Source organism: Stenotrophomonas maltophilia (assembly GCF_025642255.1).
In the GTDB taxonomy this organism is placed as follows: Bacteria; Pseudomonadota; Gammaproteobacteria; order Xanthomonadales; family Xanthomonadaceae; genus Stenotrophomonas; species Stenotrophomonas maltophilia_P.
The window spans coordinates 3,730,759-3,751,334 of the sequence record NZ_CP106759.1 but is presented as its reverse complement, the minus strand read 5'-3'; the positions used below and the strand labels follow the sequence as shown (position 1 = coordinate 3,751,334).

General features: G+C 66.8%; 14 protein-coding genes. 8 read left to right on the top strand and 6 right to left on the bottom strand.

Features of this window, described 5'->3' with window-relative positions; genetic code table 11:
* Positions 1-15 precede the first annotated feature (15 nt).
* The 3 genes from N8888_RS17095 to N8888_RS17085 all read right to left on the bottom strand — a co-directional run bounded on the left by N8888_RS17095 (position 16) and on the right by N8888_RS17085 (position 5,839).
* Positions 16-1,590, bottom strand: a complete 1,575-nt coding sequence (locus N8888_RS17095; protein ID WP_053515759.1) for a sensor domain-containing diguanylate cyclase — start codon at positions 1,588-1,590, stop codon at positions 16-18.
* A gap of 115 nt (positions 1,591-1,705) precedes the next feature.
* Entirely contained in the window at positions 1,706-2,722 is a 1,017-nt protein-coding gene (locus N8888_RS17090) for a cupin-like domain-containing protein (RefSeq protein ID WP_065174396.1), read from the bottom strand.
* A gap of 123 nt (positions 2,723-2,845) precedes the next feature.
* A complete protein-coding gene (locus N8888_RS17085; protein WP_111186563.1) occupies positions 2,846-5,839 on the bottom strand; it encodes a TonB-dependent receptor in 2,994 nt (997 codons plus the stop codon).
* Between the two features lie 409 nt (positions 5,840-6,248).
* On the opposite strand from N8888_RS17085, the gene N8888_RS17080 reads away from it, so the two are divergent.
* Positions 6,249-7,526 (top strand): sugar MFS transporter, encoded by a 1,278-nt coding sequence (locus N8888_RS17080; protein ID WP_111186562.1) that lies wholly within the window; start codon positions 6,249-6,251, stop codon positions 7,524-7,526.
* Positions 7,527-7,546: 20 nt separating this feature from the next.
* Here the strand turns inward: N8888_RS17080 and N8888_RS17075 are convergent, their stop codons facing one another.
* Positions 7,547-8,554, bottom strand: coding sequence for a LacI family DNA-binding transcriptional regulator (locus N8888_RS17075; protein WP_053515642.1), 1,008 nt, complete (start codon positions 8,552-8,554; stop codon positions 7,547-7,549).
* A gap of 341 nt (positions 8,555-8,895) precedes the next feature.
* Between N8888_RS17075 and N8888_RS17070 the strand changes: the two genes are divergently transcribed.
* On the top strand, positions 8,896-11,427 hold the full coding sequence (locus tag N8888_RS17070; RefSeq protein ID WP_263176068.1) for a glycoside hydrolase family 3 protein: 2,532 nt from the start codon (positions 8,896-8,898) through the stop codon (positions 11,425-11,427).
* A gap of 79 nt (positions 11,428-11,506) precedes the next feature.
* On the opposite strand, the gene rho is transcribed toward N8888_RS17070, so the two are convergent.
* The gene (gene rho / locus N8888_RS17065; RefSeq protein ID WP_111186290.1) at positions 11,507-13,249 is read right to left on the bottom strand and encodes a transcription termination factor Rho; all 1,743 of its coding nucleotides are present in this window, start codon (positions 13,247-13,249) and stop codon (positions 11,507-11,509) included.
* Positions 13,250-13,479: 230 nt separating this feature from the next.
* Complete coding sequence (trxA, locus tag N8888_RS17060) at positions 13,480-13,809, bottom strand: thioredoxin (RefSeq protein ID WP_025878607.1); 330 nt, start codon at positions 13,807-13,809, stop codon at positions 13,480-13,482.
* 523 nt (positions 13,810-14,332) lie between these two features.
* Between trxA and rhlB the strand changes: the two genes are divergently transcribed.
* From rhlB to rpoH, 6 genes are all read left to right on the top strand, one after another.
* Complete coding sequence (gene rhlB, locus N8888_RS17055) at positions 14,333-16,060, top strand: ATP-dependent RNA helicase RhlB (protein WP_065181549.1); 1,728 nt, start codon at positions 14,333-14,335, stop codon at positions 16,058-16,060.
* A gap of 123 nt (positions 16,061-16,183) precedes the next feature.
* Entirely contained in the window at positions 16,184-16,870 is a 687-nt protein-coding gene (gene ftsE / locus N8888_RS17050) for a cell division ATP-binding protein FtsE (RefSeq protein ID WP_053515652.1), read from the top strand.
* A gap of 3 nt (positions 16,871-16,873) precedes the next feature.
* Positions 16,874-17,821, top strand: coding sequence for a permease-like cell division protein FtsX (ftsX, locus tag N8888_RS17045; protein WP_053515654.1), 948 nt, complete (start codon positions 16,874-16,876; stop codon positions 17,819-17,821).
* A gap of 7 nt (positions 17,822-17,828) precedes the next feature.
* Complete coding sequence (locus tag N8888_RS17040; RefSeq protein ID WP_193395996.1) at positions 17,829-18,671, top strand: response regulator; 843 nt, start codon at positions 17,829-17,831, stop codon at positions 18,669-18,671.
* Positions 18,668-19,381 (top strand): uracil-DNA glycosylase, encoded by a 714-nt coding sequence (ung, locus tag N8888_RS17035; RefSeq protein WP_053515657.1) that lies wholly within the window; start codon positions 18,668-18,670, stop codon positions 19,379-19,381. Before N8888_RS17040 ends, ung begins: the two co-directional genes overlap by 4 nt.
* A 277-nt stretch (positions 19,382-19,658) precedes the next feature.
* The gene (rpoH, locus tag N8888_RS17030) at positions 19,659-20,534 is read left to right on the top strand and encodes an RNA polymerase sigma factor RpoH (RefSeq protein WP_053515659.1); all 876 of its coding nucleotides are present in this window, start codon (positions 19,659-19,661) and stop codon (positions 20,532-20,534) included.
* Positions 20,535-20,576: the final 42 nt, after the last annotated feature.

The window sequence follows — 20,576 nt, the reverse complement described above, 5'->3', positions numbered from 1 at the left end:
CCGCGCGCCTGCGCTTCAGTCTGCGTGGGGGTAGACGATTACCCGGTTGCGCCCCTGTTCCTTGGCCAGGTACAGGGCCTTGTCGGCCAGGCGCAGGGCCTGCTCGGCATCGGCATGGAAGCTGGGGAAATGGGCCACGCCCAGCGACACCGTGATCGTGCCGACCGGTGCGAAGGGGTGATCGGCGATGTGCTGGCGCAGGCGCTCGGCGGCCTGGCGCGCAGGCTCGGTACCGATACCCGGCAACAGCAGCAGGAACTCCTCGCCGCCAGCGCGGCACAACAGATCGCTCTCGCGCGAGTGGCGGCGCATCTGCTCGGCGATATGGACGATGACGGCATCACCGACGTCATGCCCATGGCCGTCGTTGATCGATTTGAAGCGATCGATGTCCAGCGCCAGGATCGCGAAGGGAATGCCCTGCGCCTGCAGCGCATCCAGCGCATGCTGCAGCCCGCGACGATTCAACAGACCGGTCATCGGATCGGTGCGGCTGGCGCGGTTGAGCGTGCCGATCCGGTCCTGCAGTGCGTTGAAACTGTGCAGCACCGCATGCTTGAGCTGGGCAACCTCGAAGTACCAGGCGCGGATGCCGTTGACATGGCTGATCGCGTTGCCGGTGTCCTCGCCGGCCTGCACGTTGCGCGCCAGCTGCCACAGCGGCAGCGAAATGCGCCGGGCGAACCACCAGGTGATCACCAGTGACAACACACCCAGCGGGATCGCGTTCCAGATCACCGCCGACATCAGCCGCGACAGTGGCTGCAGGGTGGCTTCGGTGGGCCGCTGGGCGACGATGCCCCAGCCGGTGACAGCGACCGGGGCATAGCCGGCCAGCATCGATACACCGCGGTTGTTGCGTACCTGCTGCGCTCCCCGCTCACCGTGGATCACCGCCGTCACCGCCGGATTGCCGACCACATAGTCGCCCACCCGCTCGCCTTCGACGTGGTACAGCAGGCGGCCATGGCGGTCGACCACATACAGATACGAGCCGTCGCGATAGTAATGCGTACCCAGCAGCGTATGCAGCGCGCTGCGCTGGCGCAGGTACAGGGTGCCGCTGATATAGCCGCGGTAGCGGCCCTGGCCGTCGAAAATCGGATGCGACAGTGAGACCAGCAGCTTGCCGGTGGCCGACTGGTAGGGATCGCTGATCATCGGCTGACGGGAGGCCAGTGCCGCATTGTTGCCCGCGCTGTGCAGGATCTCGCCCTGGAGCTGCAGCGTCTGGGGCGAGGTGGCGATCACCAGGCCATCGGCATCCACGACCAGCGAGGAGTTGAAGCTGCTCGACTGCAGCTGCAGGCGGCTGGCTTCGCCCTGCGCCTGGCGCGGATCCATGTCCGCCTCGCCCAGCCGGGTCGCGCTGTAGGCCAACTGCTGCTGGGCGGACAGCAGGAAGTTCTGGGTCGTCTCGGCCAGCTTGCTGGCATAGACGCGGTTGGCCTCCAGCGTGTTGCCGACCAGCTGGTCGCGTTGCACGCGGTAGCTGGCCAGCAGTGTATTGGCCAGGGCGATGATGGCGCTGAGCAGGGCGAGGGCCAGGATCAGCTTGCCCAGGTTGAGGCGGGGCGAAATCAGGCGCATGCGGAGCAGGATGGGGCGGGGGGGACCGCAATGCGGGCAGGCGCAGGCGGAATGCAGGCAGCATTATCGCCAGAAACGGCGTCGGCGCGGGTGAAGCCCGGCGCGACCGGCGGCCTCAGCGCTGCAGGCGGCGCAGCAGGGTCTGGCGCACGTGCGCGGCCGCCGCCGCGTCGAGCGTTCCCAGCACACCCTGCGCCTGCATCGGTATGTGTGCGGTCGCCGCCTCGCTGTCGGCGAACACATAGTGGTCGAACATCGCGCGCCACTGCGCGCGCTGTGCCGCGGGCAATCCGCGCAGGGCCAGGATCGACAGCATCAGGGCATTCATCGGCGAGTCCATCCAGGCCGGCACCGGCCGCCACCAGGTGTTGACCAGCACATTGAATGTTTCCAGACCTTCCATGTGGTGCCACCACAGTGAAGGGATGAAGACCGCATCGCCCGGTTCAAGTTCGGCCACCAGCGCCTGCTGCAGCGCCTGCGGGAAGCGCGGAAAGCGATCAAGGTCAGGTGCGTGGAAATCGACCAGGCTGATCGCCTGCCCAGCGGGAGTGAAATCGAGCGGGCCGATGTACAGGTTGTCGATCTGGTCCGGTGGGAACAGCGTCACCCGGCGGCGCCCGGCCGCCACGCATGCCAGGTTGTCCGGTACGTCCTGATGGGCGGCAATGCGCGAGCGGTTGCCGATCCAGATGCTGCTGAGAGGTTCGTCCACGCCCAGCTGCAGCGGATTGGCCCGGGTGAAGCCGGGCAGGAAGCTGTCCAGCGTCGTCGATGCCACGTAGATCGACGGCGGCGCCGGATCGGTGGCGTACTTCAGCAGCGTGGCCAGCACCACTTTCAACGGTACCTGCTCGCGGCGGAAGTTGAAGCCGCTCATGTCCGCGTTGTAGAACAGCCGGCCGCCGGCGTCGGGTGCTGCCGTGGTCGCGGTCACCGGCATCTGCCCGTGGTCGAACGCGGCCAGGTGCGCAACCGCCTCCGCAGGCGAGCGGCGCGCGGCCGCGACCAGGGGCCAGTGCGCGACCAGCCCGCGGATCACCTTCGGCGTGGTCCAGGTGTGCAGCCGGGCCGGCAGCTCATCCGGGTCCAGGTCCCGCACGTCATCGATGGGTCGGGGGTGGGGCAGCATGCGTGGACATCCTGGTCGTGATGGAGGGCCGGGCCCGTGCCCGGCGGCCTTGGGTCCGCGCATCATGCACCCGTGCGGCGTGGGCCGGGCATGAACCCGGCTCCACGAGCCCTCCGCCGCCGGTCAGAACTTGTAGCGGACGCCGAACATGTAGCGCGGACCGGTCTGGGTGGCATAACGCAGCATGTTGGTGTGCCGCGAATAGGTGCGCATGGTCTCGTCGGTCAGGTTGATTGCTTCCAGGCTCAGCGTCAGCTGTTCGCTGACCGCGTAGCTGATGTTGAGATCGAGCTGACCGTACGCGGCAGTGTAGTTCGGGTTCGGGCCCTGGCCACCGATGCCGTTGAGGAACTTGTCGCGCCAGTTGTAGGCCGCGCGGATCTGCCAGGCGTTCTTGTCGTAGAACGCGACCACGTTGGCCGAATCGCTCAGGCCGATCATCGGGTACTGGTCGCCCAGGCTGAGGTTGTTGAACGTCAGCCCCGACTTCACCTTGGTGTAGTTCGCGGCCACGCCGAAGCCGGACTGGCCGAACAGGTGCTGCACCGCCACTTCCCAGCCGTCGAGGTGATCCGAGTGCTGGTTGGCCGGTACCGTGATGTCGAAACCGGCCACCGGGTCGTTGGGCTGGCCGACGATGGTGCCGGTCATCTGCCCGGCCGAATTGCGCCCGGTATAGGTCACGCCGGGATCCCCGGCATGGTTGGTGAAGATGTAGTCGCGGATGCAGGGCATGTCGGTGGTGCCGCAGCCCGATGCCAGTGCCTCGTTCCAGTACGCGCCACCGACCGGCGTATGCAGGGTGCCGGCGTTCTCGCGCACGATGGTATCGCTGATGAAGTTCTTGATGTTCTTGCGGAAGAAGCCCACGGAGGCATAGCTGGCCTCGCCGTAGTACCACTCCAGCGACAGATCGAAGTTGTCCGAGATCAGCGGCTCCAGACCCGGATTGCCGCGGGTGCCGGTGCCGCCCTGGGTGCGCACGATGTCGGCCAGCGACTGACCGCTCTGGATCTGCGTCCAGCTCGGCCGGCCCAGGGTGCGGCTGTAGCTGCCGCGCAGCGCCAGCGTCTCGGCCAGGTCCAGTTTCAGATCAACGTTCGGCAGCACGTAGTCGTACTTGCCCTTGCCACCGACGAAGCCGCGATCGGCGGCGTAGTCGATGTTGAACTCGTTGGCCGAACTCCAGCTGATGCCGGTCGGTACGCGCACCAGCGCATTCGACTCCACCTCGGTCTGCTCGTAGCGCGCGCCGACGGCCACGTGCAGTGGCATCGACCAATCCAACGTGGTGCGGTACTGCAGGTAGGCACTCTTCGACTTCTCGGTGGTGCGGATGTCCTCGGAGTATTCCGTCGGTGCGTAGTAGCAGCTCGGGCAGGCCGGATCGGAATCGGTGCCGACCTGGGCCGCGCGATCGATCAGGCGGTCGAAGTCGAACACCAGGAACTGGCCGGTCAGGCGCGGATCGTTGTGGCCGGAGAATGCCTTGAAGTACTTGCCCATGTTGTCGGCGTACCAGATGTCATCGGCGTAGTCGGCCGGAGAGCCCAGACCGCCCCAGCTGTTGCGCTGCATGATGGCCGAGGCAGAGCGGTTCTCCACCTGGGTGTGGCCCACGCCGAAGTCCAGCGCCGAGTAGTCGGCGAAGCGGAACGTGCCGCGGCCCTGATACTGCTGCACCTTGGACTTGTTGTAGCTGTTCTGGAACACCGAGCCGGTGACCAGTGCGTCGGAGGCCTGCACGCCGCCCGGCGGCAGTGCGATGTTGATGATCGGCAGGTCGCCGCTGTAGTCGACGGTGGTGGTGCCACGCACGAAGGCGGCCACGCCGAGCACGCCCGCCGAGCCATAGGGACTGTCCGGCCGCGATTCCGACTCGGCGTTGTGCACATCGAAGGACAGGTCCAGCGCGTCGTTCACTTCCCAGTCGACGTTGAAGCCCAGCGAGTGCATGTCGGTCTTGGTGGCCAGTTTGGCGCCGCCCATCGACACGTCCGAATTGGTCATGTCCTCGCTGTAGATGATCGGCGCGGACACCGGGCCGTTGGTCCAGATGCTGTCGCCCGGACCATAGTTGAACCAGACCGACAGCTCGCTGCGCTGCTGCTGCACCTTGTTCTCGACATAGGTGTAGTCCAGCGTGGTGGTGACATTGTCGGCCGGCTTCCACTGGAACGTCGCCTGCGCGTTGGTGCGCTGCCGCTGCACGCCATTGACGTTGTAGGCGGTGTTCTGCGGACGTGCGTAGACGTCGTCGGGGCCGGGGCGGTTGGTGATGCGGTCGGAATACCCCTGGCCCGGCAGCGGCAGTGCCCGCCAGTCCGCGCTCTCGTCGCCCTTGAACGTGGCCCAGCCCTCGGCCACGGTGGCCTGGTTGAAGCCGGAATCACGTTCCTGGTGGCTGGCGCTGAACGTCACGCCGAAGCGATCGTCGGCGTAGCGCTGGCTGAAGATGCCCGAGAGCTCACCGGTGACGTTGGAGCCGCGCAGGGTCCGCGGCAGGTTGTCGTTGGACGAATCGTTGACCGCCTTCAGGCCAAGGCTGATCACTGGTTCGGACTCCAGCGGCCGCAGTGTCTTGATGTTGATGGTGGCACCGATGCCACCGGCAGGATTGTCGGCGCGGCTGGTCTTGTATACCTCCACCGCAGAGATCGACTCGGAAGCGAGGTTGGCGAAGTCGAACGAGCGCGAGCCGGACAGGCCACCGCCGCCGTTGCCCAGATTCGACGCCGGCATCTGCCGCCCGTTCAGCAGCACCAGGTTGTAGTCCGGACCAATGCCGCGCACGGTCACCTTGGACCCTTCGCCGCTGGAAGTGCGGTCGATGGAAACGCCGCTGATGCGCTGCAATGATTCGGCCAGGTTGGTGTCCGGGAACTTGCCGATGTCCTCGGCGACGATGCCGTCAACCACGCCCTGGCTGTCGCGCTTGAGGTTCATCGATGAGGTCAGGCTGCCGCGGATACCGGTGACCTGCACCGCATCGAGCGTGGTCGGATCGACTGGTTCGTTGGTGCCGGGTGCGTCCTGTGCCCATGCCGGGGCGGCCAGCGCAGCCAGCAGCGCGGAAGTGAGCATCGTCTTGCGAGGTACTGCCTTGTACGTCTTCATGGAAGCTCCCTCCCCAGGGAATTCGGTAATGGCGATCCTGCTTCGTTCAATCACGGACTACTGCATGTGGCCCGGATTGGAGCGACGCTTGACAGCGTTGTCAACAAACTGCCATGAAGTGCGCCGCGTCGGCGGTCGCAAGGCGCGCTGTGAAATCGTTGCCAGAACCTCGTCGCTTCGGAAACAACGCCTTGTGCGACGGCATCTGCAGCGGTTTTGCAGGGATGACAGCGCTGCCAACACGAGGGCAGGAAAGTGTTGTGCGGTGCAGAACAAAACTGCGCGGATCAGCTTTCAGCCCGCACGTGTCAGGGCATTCGTCGGACTGACAGCGCTGGACAATCACAATGGCTGCAAATGTCACGCATGACCGCAGGATGGCTTCGATCACTGACTGGAAGGACAAGCAATGGACACAGCAACGACCATTCGAGGACATCACGTGCAGGGCACCACCCGCGCACTGGCGGTGGTCACCGCCATCTTCTTCATGTGGGGCTTCCTGACCTGCCTCAACGACATCCTCATTCCGCACCTGAAAGCGGCGTTCGCGCTGAGCTGGGTGCAGGCGATGCTCATCCAGTTCACCTTCTTCGGCGCCTACTTCCTGATGTCGCTGCCTGCTGGCCGGCTGGTGGCTGCGGTGGGATACAAGCGCGGCATCGTCGCCGGGCTGGCCATTGCAGGCGTCGGCTCGCTGCTGTTCTGGCCGGCTGCGGCCGCCCATGTCTATGGGCTGTTCCTGGCAGCGTTGTTCGTGCTGGCCACTGGCATCACCGTGCTGCAGGTGGCAGCCAACCCCTACGTGGCATTGCTGGGCGAGGAGCGCACCAGCTCCAGCCGGTTGACCCTGGCGCAATCGATGAACTCGCTGGGCACCACGCTGGCACCGTTGTTCGGTGGCCTGCTGATCCTGTCGGCGCAGCCGCGCAGCGAGGAGCAGCTGGCGCTGTTGCCGCAGGCCGAAGCACTGGCCTACCGTGCAGCCGAAGCGCAATCGGTGCAGCTGCCGTACTTCGGCCTGGCCGTGGTCCTGTTCCTGCTGGCGGCAGCGATCTGGATGTTCCGTCTTCCCACCATTCCCGGCGTGGAGAAACGCACCGGCGCGCGAAGCCGGCCGTGGGACGTCCTGCGCCATCGCCATGTGCGACTGGGTGTGCTGGCCATCTTCTGCTACGTGGGCGCGGAAGTTTCCATCGGCAGCGTGCTGGTCAACTTCCTGTCCTCGCCGGGCATCGGCCAGGGCATGACCGAGCAGGAGGCCACCGGTTATGTCTCGCTCTATTGGGGCGGTGCGCTGGTCGGGCGCCTGCTTGGCGCGGCGCTGCTGGCGCGGTTGGATGCGCGCTGGCTGCTCGGTCTTTTCGCGCTCGCGGTGGTGCTGCTGCTCGGCATCACCGTCTCCACCACGGGTGGCCTGGCCAAGTGGGCGGTGGTGAGCATCGGACTGTTCAACTCCATCATGTTTCCGACCATCTTCGCGCTGGCGATCACCCGCCTTGGAGCTCTCACCGGACAGGCTTCAAGCCTGTTGGTGATGGCGATCGTCGGCGGTGCGGTCATCCCGCTGGCCATGGGCTGGCTTGCCGACAATCATGGCCTGCAGCTGTCGTTCCTGCTGCCGGCGCTGTGTTATCTCTACATTGCCTTCTATGCATGGAAGGGTTCGCGGCTGCCTGCCGCGTGAGCCGCAGGTTCGCCGCTGGCTCAACGTCGCCGTGGTGCGGCGGTCGACTCGCGTTCGAGTACCGCGTGCTCGACCGTGATCATGCGGCCAGCGGCTTCGGCACGGATGTGCTCGATCAGCTGTTCGGTGGCCAGCCGCCCCATGTGCGAGGTCGGTTGGCGCACGGTGGTGAGTGCAGGGTAGATGTGCCCTGCGATCGGGGTGTCGTCGAACCCGCACACCGAGAGGTCGCGCGGCACGCGAAGGCCGCGTTCGCCCGCGACGCGATACACGGCCGCGGCCATGTCGTCGTTGGCGGCGAAGATTGCCGTGGGAGGCTCATCCATGTCGAGCAGCAGGTTGGCTGCGTCCACGCCGGACTCGAACGAGAACTGGCCGTTGACCACCAGCGCCGGATCGTAGGCGATACCTGCCTGCCGCAGGGCCTGGCGGTAACCGGCGTAGCGCCACTGGCAGGCACCATGCGCGCGCGGCCCCTTGATGTGGGCAATGCGGCGGTGGCCCTGCGCGACCAGGTGACCGATCAGCTCGACCACCGCAGTGGTTTCATCCATGCGCACGCCGATGCGTCCCTCCGGGTGTCGCGGGGCGATGCAGGCGAAGGGAATGTCATGCTCTTCCAGGTACGACAGCACTACTTCGTCGTCGGTCAGCGGCGGGATCAGCACCACGCCATCCGGACGCGAGTTCTCGAACAGCGCGGTCATGTCGGGCAGGGTACGCCGGCCAGTGCCCACCGGGCCGAGGATCAGGTTGTAGTGCTGTGCGTGGCAGGCCTCGAGCATGCCGTTCTGGATTTCCATCAGGTAGTTGCGCGAAGGATTGTTGTAGACCAGTGCCAGCGCGTACGAGCGCTGTCCGGCCAGGCTGCGCGCGGAGAGATTGGGCTTGTAGCCCAGGCGCGCCACGGCCGCCAGCACCCGTTCGCGGGTCTGCTCGCGCACGTTGGGCTCGCGGTTGAGCACGCGGGACACCGTCTTGATCGATACCCCGGCAACGGCGGCGACATCCTCGATTCGACTGCGCATGATGCGGTGGATCCTCCTGGAAGGCGGCGGCGACGCGCCGATGGTAGTGCGTACCTGCGATGTCGGTGTTGCCGGAGCAGGCGGATGGTGCCACGACGCGAGGGGGACTGGCACGTCCTGAATTCTTGTCGCGTCGCAACACCCACCGCCGCGGGCCGTGTGCTGCGTCGGCCGCAAAGCCCGCCGCTACGCGATTGCCGCCACAGGATGTGCGATCGCTCATTGACACGATGCAGGCAGGCTTATATGACAGCGCTGTCAGGACGGGCGTCCGATCGCCCATACCGACGTGCCGCTGCAGTCCCGCACGCCAGGAACGTCATCCACGGAGGTAGTACCCAGTGAAGCGCCCCACCCAGACCCTTCTTTCCGGCTGTCTGTTGGCCGCCCTGGCCGCATCGGCGGGTGCCGCGCCGTCCACGGGCGAACGCCTGCAGGACTGGCCGCGCGTCCACAGCGTGATCGCTGCTGATGCGGATATCGAAAGGCGCGTGCAGGAGATCCTTGCGCAGATGACGCTGGCGCAGAAGATCGGGCAGATGACCCAGGCCGAGATCAAGACCATCACGCCGGACGAGGTGCGCCGCTACTACATCGGCTCGGTCCTCAATGGCGGTGGCTCCTGGCCGGGCATGGACAAGCACGCCAGCGTGCAGGACTGGCTGCAGCTGGCCGATGCCTACCACGCTGCATCGCTGGCAACCGATGCGAAGACGCCGGTGCCGGTCATCTGGGGCACCGATGCGGTGCACGGCCACAACAACGTGCTGGGTGCGACCCTGTTCCCGCACAACATCGGCCTGGGCGCGGCCGGCGATGCCGAACTGATCGAACGCATCGGCGAGGCGACCGCGCGCTCGGTGCGCGCCACCGGCATCGGCTGGGTGTTCGCACCCACCCTGGCCGTGGCCCATGACCCTCGCTGGGGCCGCACCTATGAGAGCTATTCGTCCGACCCGGCGGTGATCCGCAGCTACGCCCACGCCTACGTGAAGGGAGCACAGGGCACCTTCAAGGACGACGGTAACGTGGTCACCACAGCCAAGCACTACCTGGGCGATGGTGCCACCGACAACGGCCGCGACCAGGGTGAGGCGCTGGTCGACAAGAACACCATGATCAACGTCCACGCGCAGGGATACTATGGTGCGCTTGCCGAGGGTGCGCAGACGGTGATGGCCTCGTTCAACAGCTGGAACGACCGCGCCGCAGGCGTGGACTACGGCAAGATGCACGGCAGCAAGGCGCTGCTGACCGATGCGTTGAAGGACAAGATGGGTTTTGATGGCTTTGTCGTCTCCGACTGGAACGGCATCGCGCAGGTGCCGGGCTGCCGCAACGACAGCTGTGCGCAGGCCATCAATGCCGGCATCGACATGGTGATGGTGCCCGACGACTGGAAAGCGTTCATCGCCAACACCACCGCGCAGGTCAAGAGCGGTGAGATTCCGCTGGCGCGCATCGACGATGCGGTCGCCCGCATCCTGCGGGTGAAGCTGCGCGCGGGCCTGTTCGACCACAAGCCGTCCGACAGCCGCTACGCCGGCGATGCCAGGGCCGTGCAGCACCGTGACCTGGCCCGGCGTGCCGTGCGCGAATCGCTGGTGCTGCTGAAGAATGAAGGCGAGGCACTCCCGCTGCGCCGCGATGCGCGGGTGCTGGTGGTCGGCAAGAGCGCCGACAGCATCGGCGACCAGTCCGGTGGCTGGTCGCTGACCTGGCAGGGCACCGAGAACAGGAATTCCGATTTTCCCAACGCCGATTCCGTGCTGGGCGCGCTGCGCGCCGAACTGGGGGCGGACAAGGTCAGCTTCAGCGCCGATGGCCAAGGCGTCGATCCGAAGGCTTTCGATGTGGTGCTGGCGGTGATCGGTGAGACGCCCTATGCGGAAACCAACGGCGATATTCTCGCTTCGGATACCGTCAGCCACAGCCGGGCCTACCCGCAGGACCTGGCCGCGCTGAAGGCCGCAGCTGCAACCGGCAAGCCGGTGGTGACCGTCTACCTGTCCGGTCGCCCGATGTATGTCAACGACCTGCTCAATCTGTCCAGCGCCTTCGTCGCCGCCTGGCTGCCGGGCACCGAAGGCAAGGGCGTGACTGATGTGCTGGTGGCGGGCAAGGGCGGCAAGCCGGCACACGACTTCCGTGGACGCCTCAGCTTCCCGTGGCCGGGCGTTCCGTGCCCGGCACCGATCGACCAGCCCGACGCGAAGAAGCCGGCGCTGTTCGCGCTTGGCTATGGCCTCAGCTACGCCAAGGGCGGCAAGGTCGCCAGGCTCGAGGAAGCTGACCCGGACAGCTGCGGCGAAGTCACCGTGCTGCCGATCTTCAACCGCGCCGACACGCCGCCATTCGCCCTGCACGTTGCCGCCGCGGGAGCGACCCAACCGCTTGGCAATGATCTGAACGCTACGCTGCGCTGGCCCACCGCCAAGCCGGTGGTGCAGGTGCGCACCGTGCAGGTGAACACCCAGCAGGACGCCAAGGAGGTGACCTGGCGGGCCCCGGCGCAGCTGATCGCACGCAGCACCTCGCGCCGCAATCTCGGCGCACTGGCGCGCAGCAACGGCGCGCTGCAGTTCGATGTGCAGCTGGTGAAGCGCCCGGCATCGCCGGTGAAGGTGACCATGCAGTGTGGCAGCGGCTGTGAGGGTGGGGTGGACATCGCCCCGCAGCTGGTCGCGCTGGCGCCCGGGCAGAAGCAGACGGTGACCGTGCCATTGGCCTGCTTTGCAAAGCGCGGCGTGGACCTGGGCGCGGTGGAAGCCCCGTTCGTGGTCAGCGCCGACGCGCCGTTCGCCGCGGCATTCACCCAGGTCAGGTTGACGGCCAACACGGCCACCGCCGAGGGCGCGGTGGCCTGCCCGTAACCGAAGGCAGCGCCGGGCCATGCCCGGCGAATGCGCCGTTCCCGAGCAAAAAAAAGCCCCGCAGTGCGGGGCTTTCTTCTTATCGCTTCATCGAACCGAAGAACTCGTCGTTGGACTTGGTGTTCTTCATCTTGTCCAGCAGGAATTCCATCGCGGCCATTTCATCCATCGGATGCAGCAGCTTGCGCAGGATCCAGATCTTCTGCAGCAGTTCCGGCTCGATCAGCAGGTCTTCGCGGCGGGTGCCGGAGCGGTTGATGTCGATGGCCGGGAACACGCGCTTCTCGGCGATGCGGCGGCTCAGGTGCACTTCGCTGTTGCCGGTGCCCTTGAACTCTTCGTAGATCACCTCGTCCATCTTCGAGCCGGTGTCGACCAGCGCGGTGGCGATGATGGTCAGGCTGCCGCCTTCTTCAACGTTGCGCGCGGCACCGAAGAAGCGCTTCGGGCGGTGCAGGGCGTTGGCGTCCACACCACCGGTCAGCACCTTGCCCGAGCTCGGCACGACGTTGTTGTAGGCGCGTGCCAGGCGGGTGATCGAGTCCAGCAGGATCACCACGTCCTTCTTGTGCTCGACCAGGCGCTTGGCCCGTTCGATCACCATTTCGGCGACCTGCACGTGGCGTGCGGCCGGCTCGTCGAAGGTCGAGCTGATGACCTCGCCGCGCACGGTGCGCTGCATTTCGGTCACTTCTTCCGGGCGCTCGTCGATCAGCAGCACGATCAGGTGCACGTCCGGATGATTGGTGGTGATCGCGGTGGCGACCTGCTGCATCATCATCGTCTTGCCCGCCTTCGGCTGGGAGACGATCAGCGAGCGCTGGCCCTTGCCCTGCGGGGCCATCAGGTCGAGGATGCGGCCGGTGATGTCTTCCGACGAACCGTTGCCGCGCTCCAGGGTGAAGCGGCGACGCGGGAACAGCGGGGTCAGGTTCTCGAACAGCACCTTGTTCTTCGACGCTTCCAGCGGCTCACCGTTGATGGTGTCCACGATCGACAGCGCGAAGTAGCGCTCGCCGTCCTTCGGGAAGCGGATGCGGCCGGACAGGTGGTCGCCGGTACGCAGGTTGAAACGGCGGATCTGGCTGGGCGAAATGTAGGTGTCGTCCGGGCCGGCCAGGTAGCTGGCTTCGGCCGCGCGCAGGAAGCCGAAGCCGTCCGGCAGGATCTCCAGCACGCCATCGGCGGCGACGCCGTCGCCATGGCGGGTCAGCACCTTCAGCAGGGCGAAGATCACATCCTGCTTGCGGGCACGCGCCACGCCTTCGGAGATCTGCAGCTGTTCGGCGATTTCCAGCAGCTTCTGTGCCGGCATCCGCTTGAGATCGCTCAGCGAATAGACCGGGAAGCCTTCCGGCACCGTCGGCTGCACGCGCGGCACGAAGGCCTGCTGCTCGCCGCCCTCGTTGGGCATGCCGTCATCGCGGAAGCGGTTGTTGCGGTCGCGGTCGCGGCGGTTGCGGAAACGGTCACGGCGGTTGCCCTGGCCCTGGCCCTGCTGGCCCTGCTGGCCATTCTGGTTGTGCTGATGCTGGCCGCCACCCTGAGGGTTCTGCTGCCGCGGCTGGCCGGATTCGCGACCCTCACCGCCTTCACCGCCGCCACTGCTGGCAGGGGCCTCGGCGGCGGGCGCGCTCGGCGCGGGAGCGGCTGCGGCCGGCGCCGGTGCTTCGGGCGCGGCGGCCAGCGGCAGGGTCGGCTGCGCGGGGGGCGCGCTGGTTTCGGCGGCGGCCGGTGCGGCAGCCTTGGTCACGCGGGCCTTGCGCACGCGCTTTTCGGCGGGCGCTTCTGCGCTGCCGGTTTCGGGAGTGTTATCGGACAAGAGCGTTATTCCTCGCTTGAAGGTGCGAGCGCCCGGCTGGGGCGGCGAACGTTGGGGATGGGTCTGGAAGAAACTGCGTCCAGAAGGTGCGGCACGCGAACGCGGCCGGATGTGCCGACACTATCATCGGCCCGCGGCGCCGTGCAAGGGTCGCCGGGAACAGCATTCATGCAGGCGCGGTCCGCGCCTGCCGGCAGCCGCACCGGGCGGCTGCCGGAGTCGTTACAGGATCAGGCCAGGGCCTTGTCCAGCAGGCCGGCCAGCTGGGCCTTGCCCACCGCGCCGATCTGCTCGCCGACCTTCTCGCCATCCTTGAACACGACCAGGTACGGGATCGAACGCACGTGGTACTTGGCGGCCAGCGCACGATTGTTGTCGACGTTGACCTTGGCGATCTTGGCGCGGCCCTGGTAGGCATCGGCCAGCTCGTCCAGCGCGGGGGCGATCATCTTGCACGGGCCACACCACTCGGCCCAGAAATCGACCAGCACCGGTTCCTTGGAATTCAGCACGGCGCTATCAAAGTCGGCATCGCCGACGTGTACAACCTTGTCGCTCATCTTGGTTTCTCGTCTTGGATTGCACCCGGCCAGGCCGGAGGTGGGTGAACTGGGCCTTGCCCGGTGGCGCGACCCTCGTCGTTGCCTCGCGGCGTCCTGCCGCGGTGCGTTCGGCGGGATGCCTGGACGCTCACGGCCGGCAGTGTACCCCTATCGCGGGGCATGGACAGTGGCCGGCTGGAACCCAGCGTATCGTGATCGCTTCGAAGCGCGGTATGTGTCGGATTTCACTGTCCTCCTGAAGTGGGGGCCGGCAGCCGCGGACTCCAGCGACCCCGGCAGGGCTGTTCAAGCGCGGTGTGGCTGGGTGAAGAGGCGTCCCGCACGGGCCGGTCTCGCGGTTGTGTGAGACGGCTCATTCCGGTTTGGCCGCCGGAGTGCGTTAAACTGGGGCATTGAGCGGCGCGCGGACCCGGTGGTCCCCGGTCCGCCGACCCGCCGCAGGGGCCGCAGTTTGCGACGGTGCCCCCAGACGATGCAGTGCCGCCCGCCCGCTGGCCGGTGGCCATACCAAGACGGACTCATGAGCGACAAACCGCTGACCGATTTGACCTTTTCCTCCTTTGAGCTGCATCCGGCCCTGCAGGCCGGCCTTGAAGGAGCCGGATTCACCCGCTGCACCCCGATCCAGGCGCTGACACTGCCGGTCGCGCTGGCCGGTGGTGATGTCGCCGGCCAGGCCCAGACCGGCACCGGCAAGACGCTGGCGTTCCTGGTTGCCGTGGTCAACCGCCTGCTGAGCCGCCCGGCGCTGGCCGACCGCAAGGCGGAAGACCCGCGCGCGCTGATCCTGGCGCCCACCCGCGAGCTGGCGATCCAGATCCACAAGGACGCCGTGAAGTTCGGTTCCGACCTGGGCCTGCGTTTCGCCCTCGTCTACGGTGGCGTGGATTACGACAAGCAGCGCGAGATCCTGCAGCAGGGCGTGGATGTGATCATCGCCACCCCCGGCCGCCTGATCGATTACGTCAAGCAGCACAAGGTGGTTTCGCTGCACGCCTGCGAGATCTGCGTGCTGGACGAAGCCGACCGCATGTTCGACCTGGGCTTCATCAAGGACATCCGCTTCCTGCTGCGCCGCATGCCCGAGCGCACCACCCGGCAGACCCTGCTGTTCAGCGCCACCCTCAGCCATCGCGTGCTGGAGCTGGCCTACGAGCACATGAACGAGCCGCAGAAGCTGGTGGTCGAAGCTGAAACAGTGACCGCCGCGCGCGTGCGCCAGAAGATCTACTTCCCGGCCGACGACGAGAAGATCCCGTTGCTGCTGGGCCTGCTCTCGCGCAGCGAGGGCGCCCGCACCATGGTCTTCGTCAACACCAAGGTCTTCGTCGAGCGCGTGGCGCGTTCGCTGGAAAAGGCCGGGTACCGGGTCGGCGTCCTGTCCGGCGACGTGCCGCAGAAGAAGCGCGAGAGCCTGCTCAACCGCTTCCAGAAGGGCCAGCTGGAAATCCTGGTCGCCACCGACGTGGCTGCCCGCGGCCTGCATATCGACGGCATCAAGTACGTCTACAACTACGACCTGCCGTTCGACGCCGAAGACTATGTGCACCGCATCGGCCGTACCGCACGCCTGGGCGAAGAGGGTGACGCGATCAGCTTCGCCTGCGAGCGTTATGCGATGAGCCTGCCGGACATCGAGGCCTACATCGAACAGAAGATTCCGTCCGAGCCGGTCACCAAGGAACTGATGACCGCACTGCCGCGTCCGGAACGCCCGGCCACGGTCGCTGGCGAGGACGGTGACGAGAACGAGAGCGTCGGCCAGATCTTCCGCGAGGCGCGCGAAGCCCGCGCCGCCGAGGAAGAGCGTCGTGGCGGTGGCCGCAGCGGTGGTCGCTCCGGCGCCGGCCGTGGCGAGCGCCGCGAGGGCGAGCGCAGCGGCGAACGCCGCTCGCGTGGTCCGCGCAAGCCGCGGGTGGAAGGCGAGCAGGGCGCGACCGCGCCGGTGGAAGGTGCCGGGTCCGGCACCCCGGCCCAGGCCCCGCGCCCGCCGCGTCCGCCGCGTGCCGAAGGTGCTCCGGAGCTCGCGGCGGACGGCGAGCGCAAGCCGCGCAAGCGCCGTCGTCGTCGCCATGGCCGTCCGGTCGAGGGTGGCGAGGCGATGGTCGCCAACGGCAGCGCCGGCAACGGTGCCTCGCCGGTGACGCCGGTTCACGTGGTGGCCAAGCCGGTGCGCAGCACCGACGCCGCCGACTCGTTCCTGACCCGCATCGGCCGCAAGATCCGCCGGATGCTGTCGGGCGGCTGATCGGCGCACCCGGTCAGCGGTAGCGCCGGGCCATGCCCGGCGCGCGCAGCGGCAGATCGACGATTCCACCCGGGCGCGTCCCGGCGCTATCGATACTTCGCGCCGGTCCTGCATAATCGGGGCATGAGTGTCCTGCGCTTCGACAATGTCAGCAAACAGTACGCCGGTGGCCACGAAGCACTGATCGACGTCAGCTTCGAGGTCGCGCCGGGCGAGATGCTGTTCGTCACCGGCCATTCCGGGGCGGGCAAGAGCACCCTGCTCAAGTTGATCCACCTCGACGAGCGGCCCAGCCGCGGCGCGGTGGTCTTCGACGAGCGCAACCTGCTGAAGGTGCGCGGCGGCGACGTCCCGCGCCATCGGCGCGCGGTCGGTGCGGTGTACCAGGACCATCGCCTGCTGATGGACCGGACCATCGCCGAGAACGTGGCACTGCCGCTGATCCTGCGCGGTACGCGCCGTGGCGACATCGGCAAGCGCGTGCGTTCCGTGCTGGAACGGATGGGCCTGGGCCATCGCGAGAAGGCGCTGCCATCGCAGCTGTCGGCCGGCGAACAGCAGCGCGTGGGCATCGCCCGCGCCATCGTGGGTGAACCCAAGCTGTTGGTTGCCGACGAGCCGACCGGCAACCTGGACCCGACCCTGGCGGCGGAGATCATGGCCCTGTTTGCCGAGCTGCCCGCGCGCGGCACCAGTGTGCTGGTGGTCAGCCACGACCTTCCCCTGCTGCGTCGCATGCGCAAGCGCGTGCTGATTCTCGACCACGGCCGGCTGGTGGACGACATCTCGCCGCAGGATCTGGCGGAGTAACGCATGGCGAAGAACGAAAACAGCGAAGCCGCCGCACCCTCGCGTCTCGGCGTGTGGTTCCAGCACCACGTGCACAGCGTGGTGTTCAGCCTGGGCCGCGCCTGCCGCAAGCCGTGGGCGACCCTGCTGACGGTGATGGTCATGGCGCTGGCGCTGGCACTGCCACTGGGCCTGTCGATCGCGCTGGACAACCTCAAGCATTTCGCCGGCAGCGTGCAGCAGTCGCGCGACATCAATGTCTTCCTCAAGGGCACGGTGGATGGCCCGGGTGCGTTGCGCCTGGCCGGCCAGCTGCGCGACCGCGATGACGTCGGCGAGGTGACCGTGCGCACGCCCGAGCAAGGGCTGCAGGAGCTGCGCGATGCCGGCCTTGGCGAGGCGATCGACGCGCTGAATGACAATCCGCTGCCTTCGCTGCTGGTCATCACCCCGGGGCAGGGCAAGGACGATGCGCGTCTGGCGCGTGCGCTGGAAAGCCTGCCCGAGGCCGATCTGGTGCAGCACGATGCGCTGTGGCGGCAGCGTCTGGATGCGTGGCTGGCGTTCGGCGCGCGGCTGGTACAGGTGCTTTCGGTGCTGCTCGGCGTCGGCGCTGCGCTGGTGGTCGGCAATACCGTGCGCCTCGACATCCAGGCACGGCGCGAGGAAATCGGCGTACTGCAGCTGCTCGGCGCCAGCGATGGCTTCATCCGCCGGCCCTTCCTGTATCTGGGCGCCTGGTACGGGCTGGGCGCCGGCGCGGTGGCGCTGGCCCTGATCGGTGTTGCCGGCGCCGCCCTGCGCGCGCCGCTGGCTGACCTGTCACGCAGCTACGGCAGCCCGTTCGTGCTGCACGGCCTGGACCTGCTGCATGGCAGCCTGGTCCTGCTGGGCACGCTGCTGCTGGGATGGCTGGGCGCGTGGCTGGTCACCGGCCACTTCCTCCGCCAGACCCGCCCGACCGACACCTGAGACCGGCATGCAACCGCAAGCGCTGAAGCACCTTGAAGGGCCCGCTACGCGGGTGATGGTGGTCGACGGTTCCAAACTGGTGCGCAAGCTGATCGCCGACGTGCTGCAGCGTGATCTGCCGGGCGTGGAGGTGATCGGCTGCGACAGCATCGAGGGTGCCCAGCAGGCGCTGGCGCAGGGGCCGGTGGACCTGGTCACCACCTCGCTGACCCTGCGTGATGGCGACGGCCTGGCGCTGGCGCGGACGGTCCGCGAAGCTGCCGGCCAGGCATACGTGCCGGTGATCGTCGTCTCCGGCGATGCGCAGCAGCATCTGGAGCAGCGGCGCTTCACCGAGTACGTCACCGACTATTTCGACAAGGCGCTGGGCCATGAGGCGCTGGCGACCTTCATCCGTGGCTATGTGCAGCCGCAGACCATTCCCGGGGCGACCATCCTCTACATCGAGGACAGCCGGGTGGTGGCGGAGGCGACCAAGCGCATGCTCGAACGCCAGCAGCTCAACGTGCTGCACGTGGTCAGTGCCGAAGAGGCCTTCACCCTGCTCACGGCCGAATCGCTGGGCCGCAGCCGCCACCGCATCGACCTGGTGTTGACCGACGTCACCCTGAAGGGCGAATTGAGCGGACGCGACGTGGTGCAGCGCGTGCGCGTGGATTTCGGCTACGGCAAACGCCGACTGCCGGTGCTGGTGATGACCGGCGACGGCAATCCACACAACCAGACCGGGTTGCTGCAGGCCGGTGCCAATGATCTGGTGCTGAAGCCGATCGAGGAGCGCCTGCTGGTGACCAAGGTGCTGTTCCAGCTGCGCCTGGCCCGCTTGAACGATGGACCCCTGTTGCGATGACCGATGACGTAGTGGACACCCCGACGATCCAGCTGGAACCGAGCTGGAAGCAGCAGGTCGGCGATTACCTGTTGCAGCCGCAGATGCGCGAACTCTCCACCTTCCTGCGCCAGCGCAAGGCGGCCGGCGCGGCGGTGTTCCCGCCGGGGCCGCAGATCTTCGCGGCGTTCGACGCCACGCCGTTCGAACAGGTGAAAGTGGTGATCCTGGGCCAGGACCCGTACCACGGGCGCGGCCAGGCGCATGGACTGAGCTTCTCGGTGCCCGCCGGCGTTCCGGTGCCGCCATCGCTGCTGAACATCTACAAGGAGATCGAAGGCGACCTGGGCATCCCCCGTCCCGATCACGGCTGCCTGGTGCCGTGGGCGCAGCGCGGCGTGCTGCTGCTCAATGCCGTGCTGACGGTGGAGGAGGGCAGGGCCGGCGCCCACCAGGGCCGCGGCTGGGAAGGCTTCACCGACCATGTGGTGGATGTGCTCAACCGCGAACGCGAAGGCCTGGTGTTCATGCTCTGGGGGGCCTACGCGCAGCAGAAGGGCAAGGTCATCGATACCCGGCGCCACCGTGTGCTGAAAGCCCCGCATCCCTCGCCGCTGTCGGCCCATCGTGGCTTCCTCGGCTGCCGGCATTTCTCGATGGCCAACGATTACCTGCAGCGTCGCGGGCAGGCGCCGATCGACTGGTCGCTGCCGCCGCGCGCGGCGCTTTGACCTCCGCAGGCGGCCGGGCCTGAACACCGGGCAACGTTTCCTGGCCTGAATGGGCCTCCGGAACGGCCCGTTCAGCTCCGCTTGACCGGAATCGGCCGGTTTCCAGCAGGTAATTGGTTGAATTCCAAGGGATTGTGAATCCCGAAAAGCGCGCTCGCCACTGTCATCAAATCGCGCTACGGTAGGGCTCTGTTTGGGACCAGTGTTGCATCAATAGGATGCTGGAACTTTTTCCTCCTTTAGCAGTCCAAATCCCGGACTGCTAAGATGGGTGCCTATGAGCCAGAACACCTCTACTGCCCTTGTGGCAAACAATCTCCCGATTCCCAGTGCGCTCGGTTCGCTGGACGCCTACATCGGTGCCGTGCACCAGATCCCGGTGCTGTCGGTCGATGACGAACAGGACCTGGCCCGTCGCTTCCGCGACGGCAACGATCTGGACGCTGCCCGTGAGCTGGTGCATTCGCACCTGCGCTTCGTGGTGCACGTGGCCCGCGGCTACAACGGCTATGGCCTCGCCCTGGGCGACCTGATCCAGGAAGGCAACATCGGCCTGATGAAGGCGGTCAAGCGCTTCGACCCGGACATGGGCGTGCGCCTGGTTTCCTTCGCCGTGCACTGGATCCGTGCCGAGATGCACGAGTTCATCCTGAAGAACTGGCGCATCGTCAAGGTCGCCACCACCAAGGCGCAGCGCAAGCTGTTCTTCAACCTGCGCAAGTCGAAGACGCGCCTGGGCTGGATGAACGCCGCGGAAGTCAGCGCGGTGGCCAAGGATCTGAACGTGTCCGAGCGCGAGGTCATGGAAATGGAGTCGCGCCTGTCCGGTCGCGATATCGGTTTCGATGCGCCCAGCGACGAGGATGATGATCATGCGCCGCCGTCGCCGGCCGCATACCTGGTGGCCAACGATGAAGATCCGTCGATGGCCTACGAGCGTGCCGACAGCGAGGACAACCAGCTGCAGCTGCTGCGCGAAGGCATGGCCGAACTGGATGCGCGTTCGCGTGACATCATCCGCCGCCGTTGGCTGGATGCGGACAGCAAGGTGACGCTGCAGGAACTGGCAGACGAGTACGGCGTGTCGGCCGAACGCATCCGCCAGGTCGAGGCGAATGCCCTGAAGAAGATGAAGGCGCTGTTCACCGCGTGATGTGACATCACAGGTATCCAACAGAAAACCCGGCATTGCCGG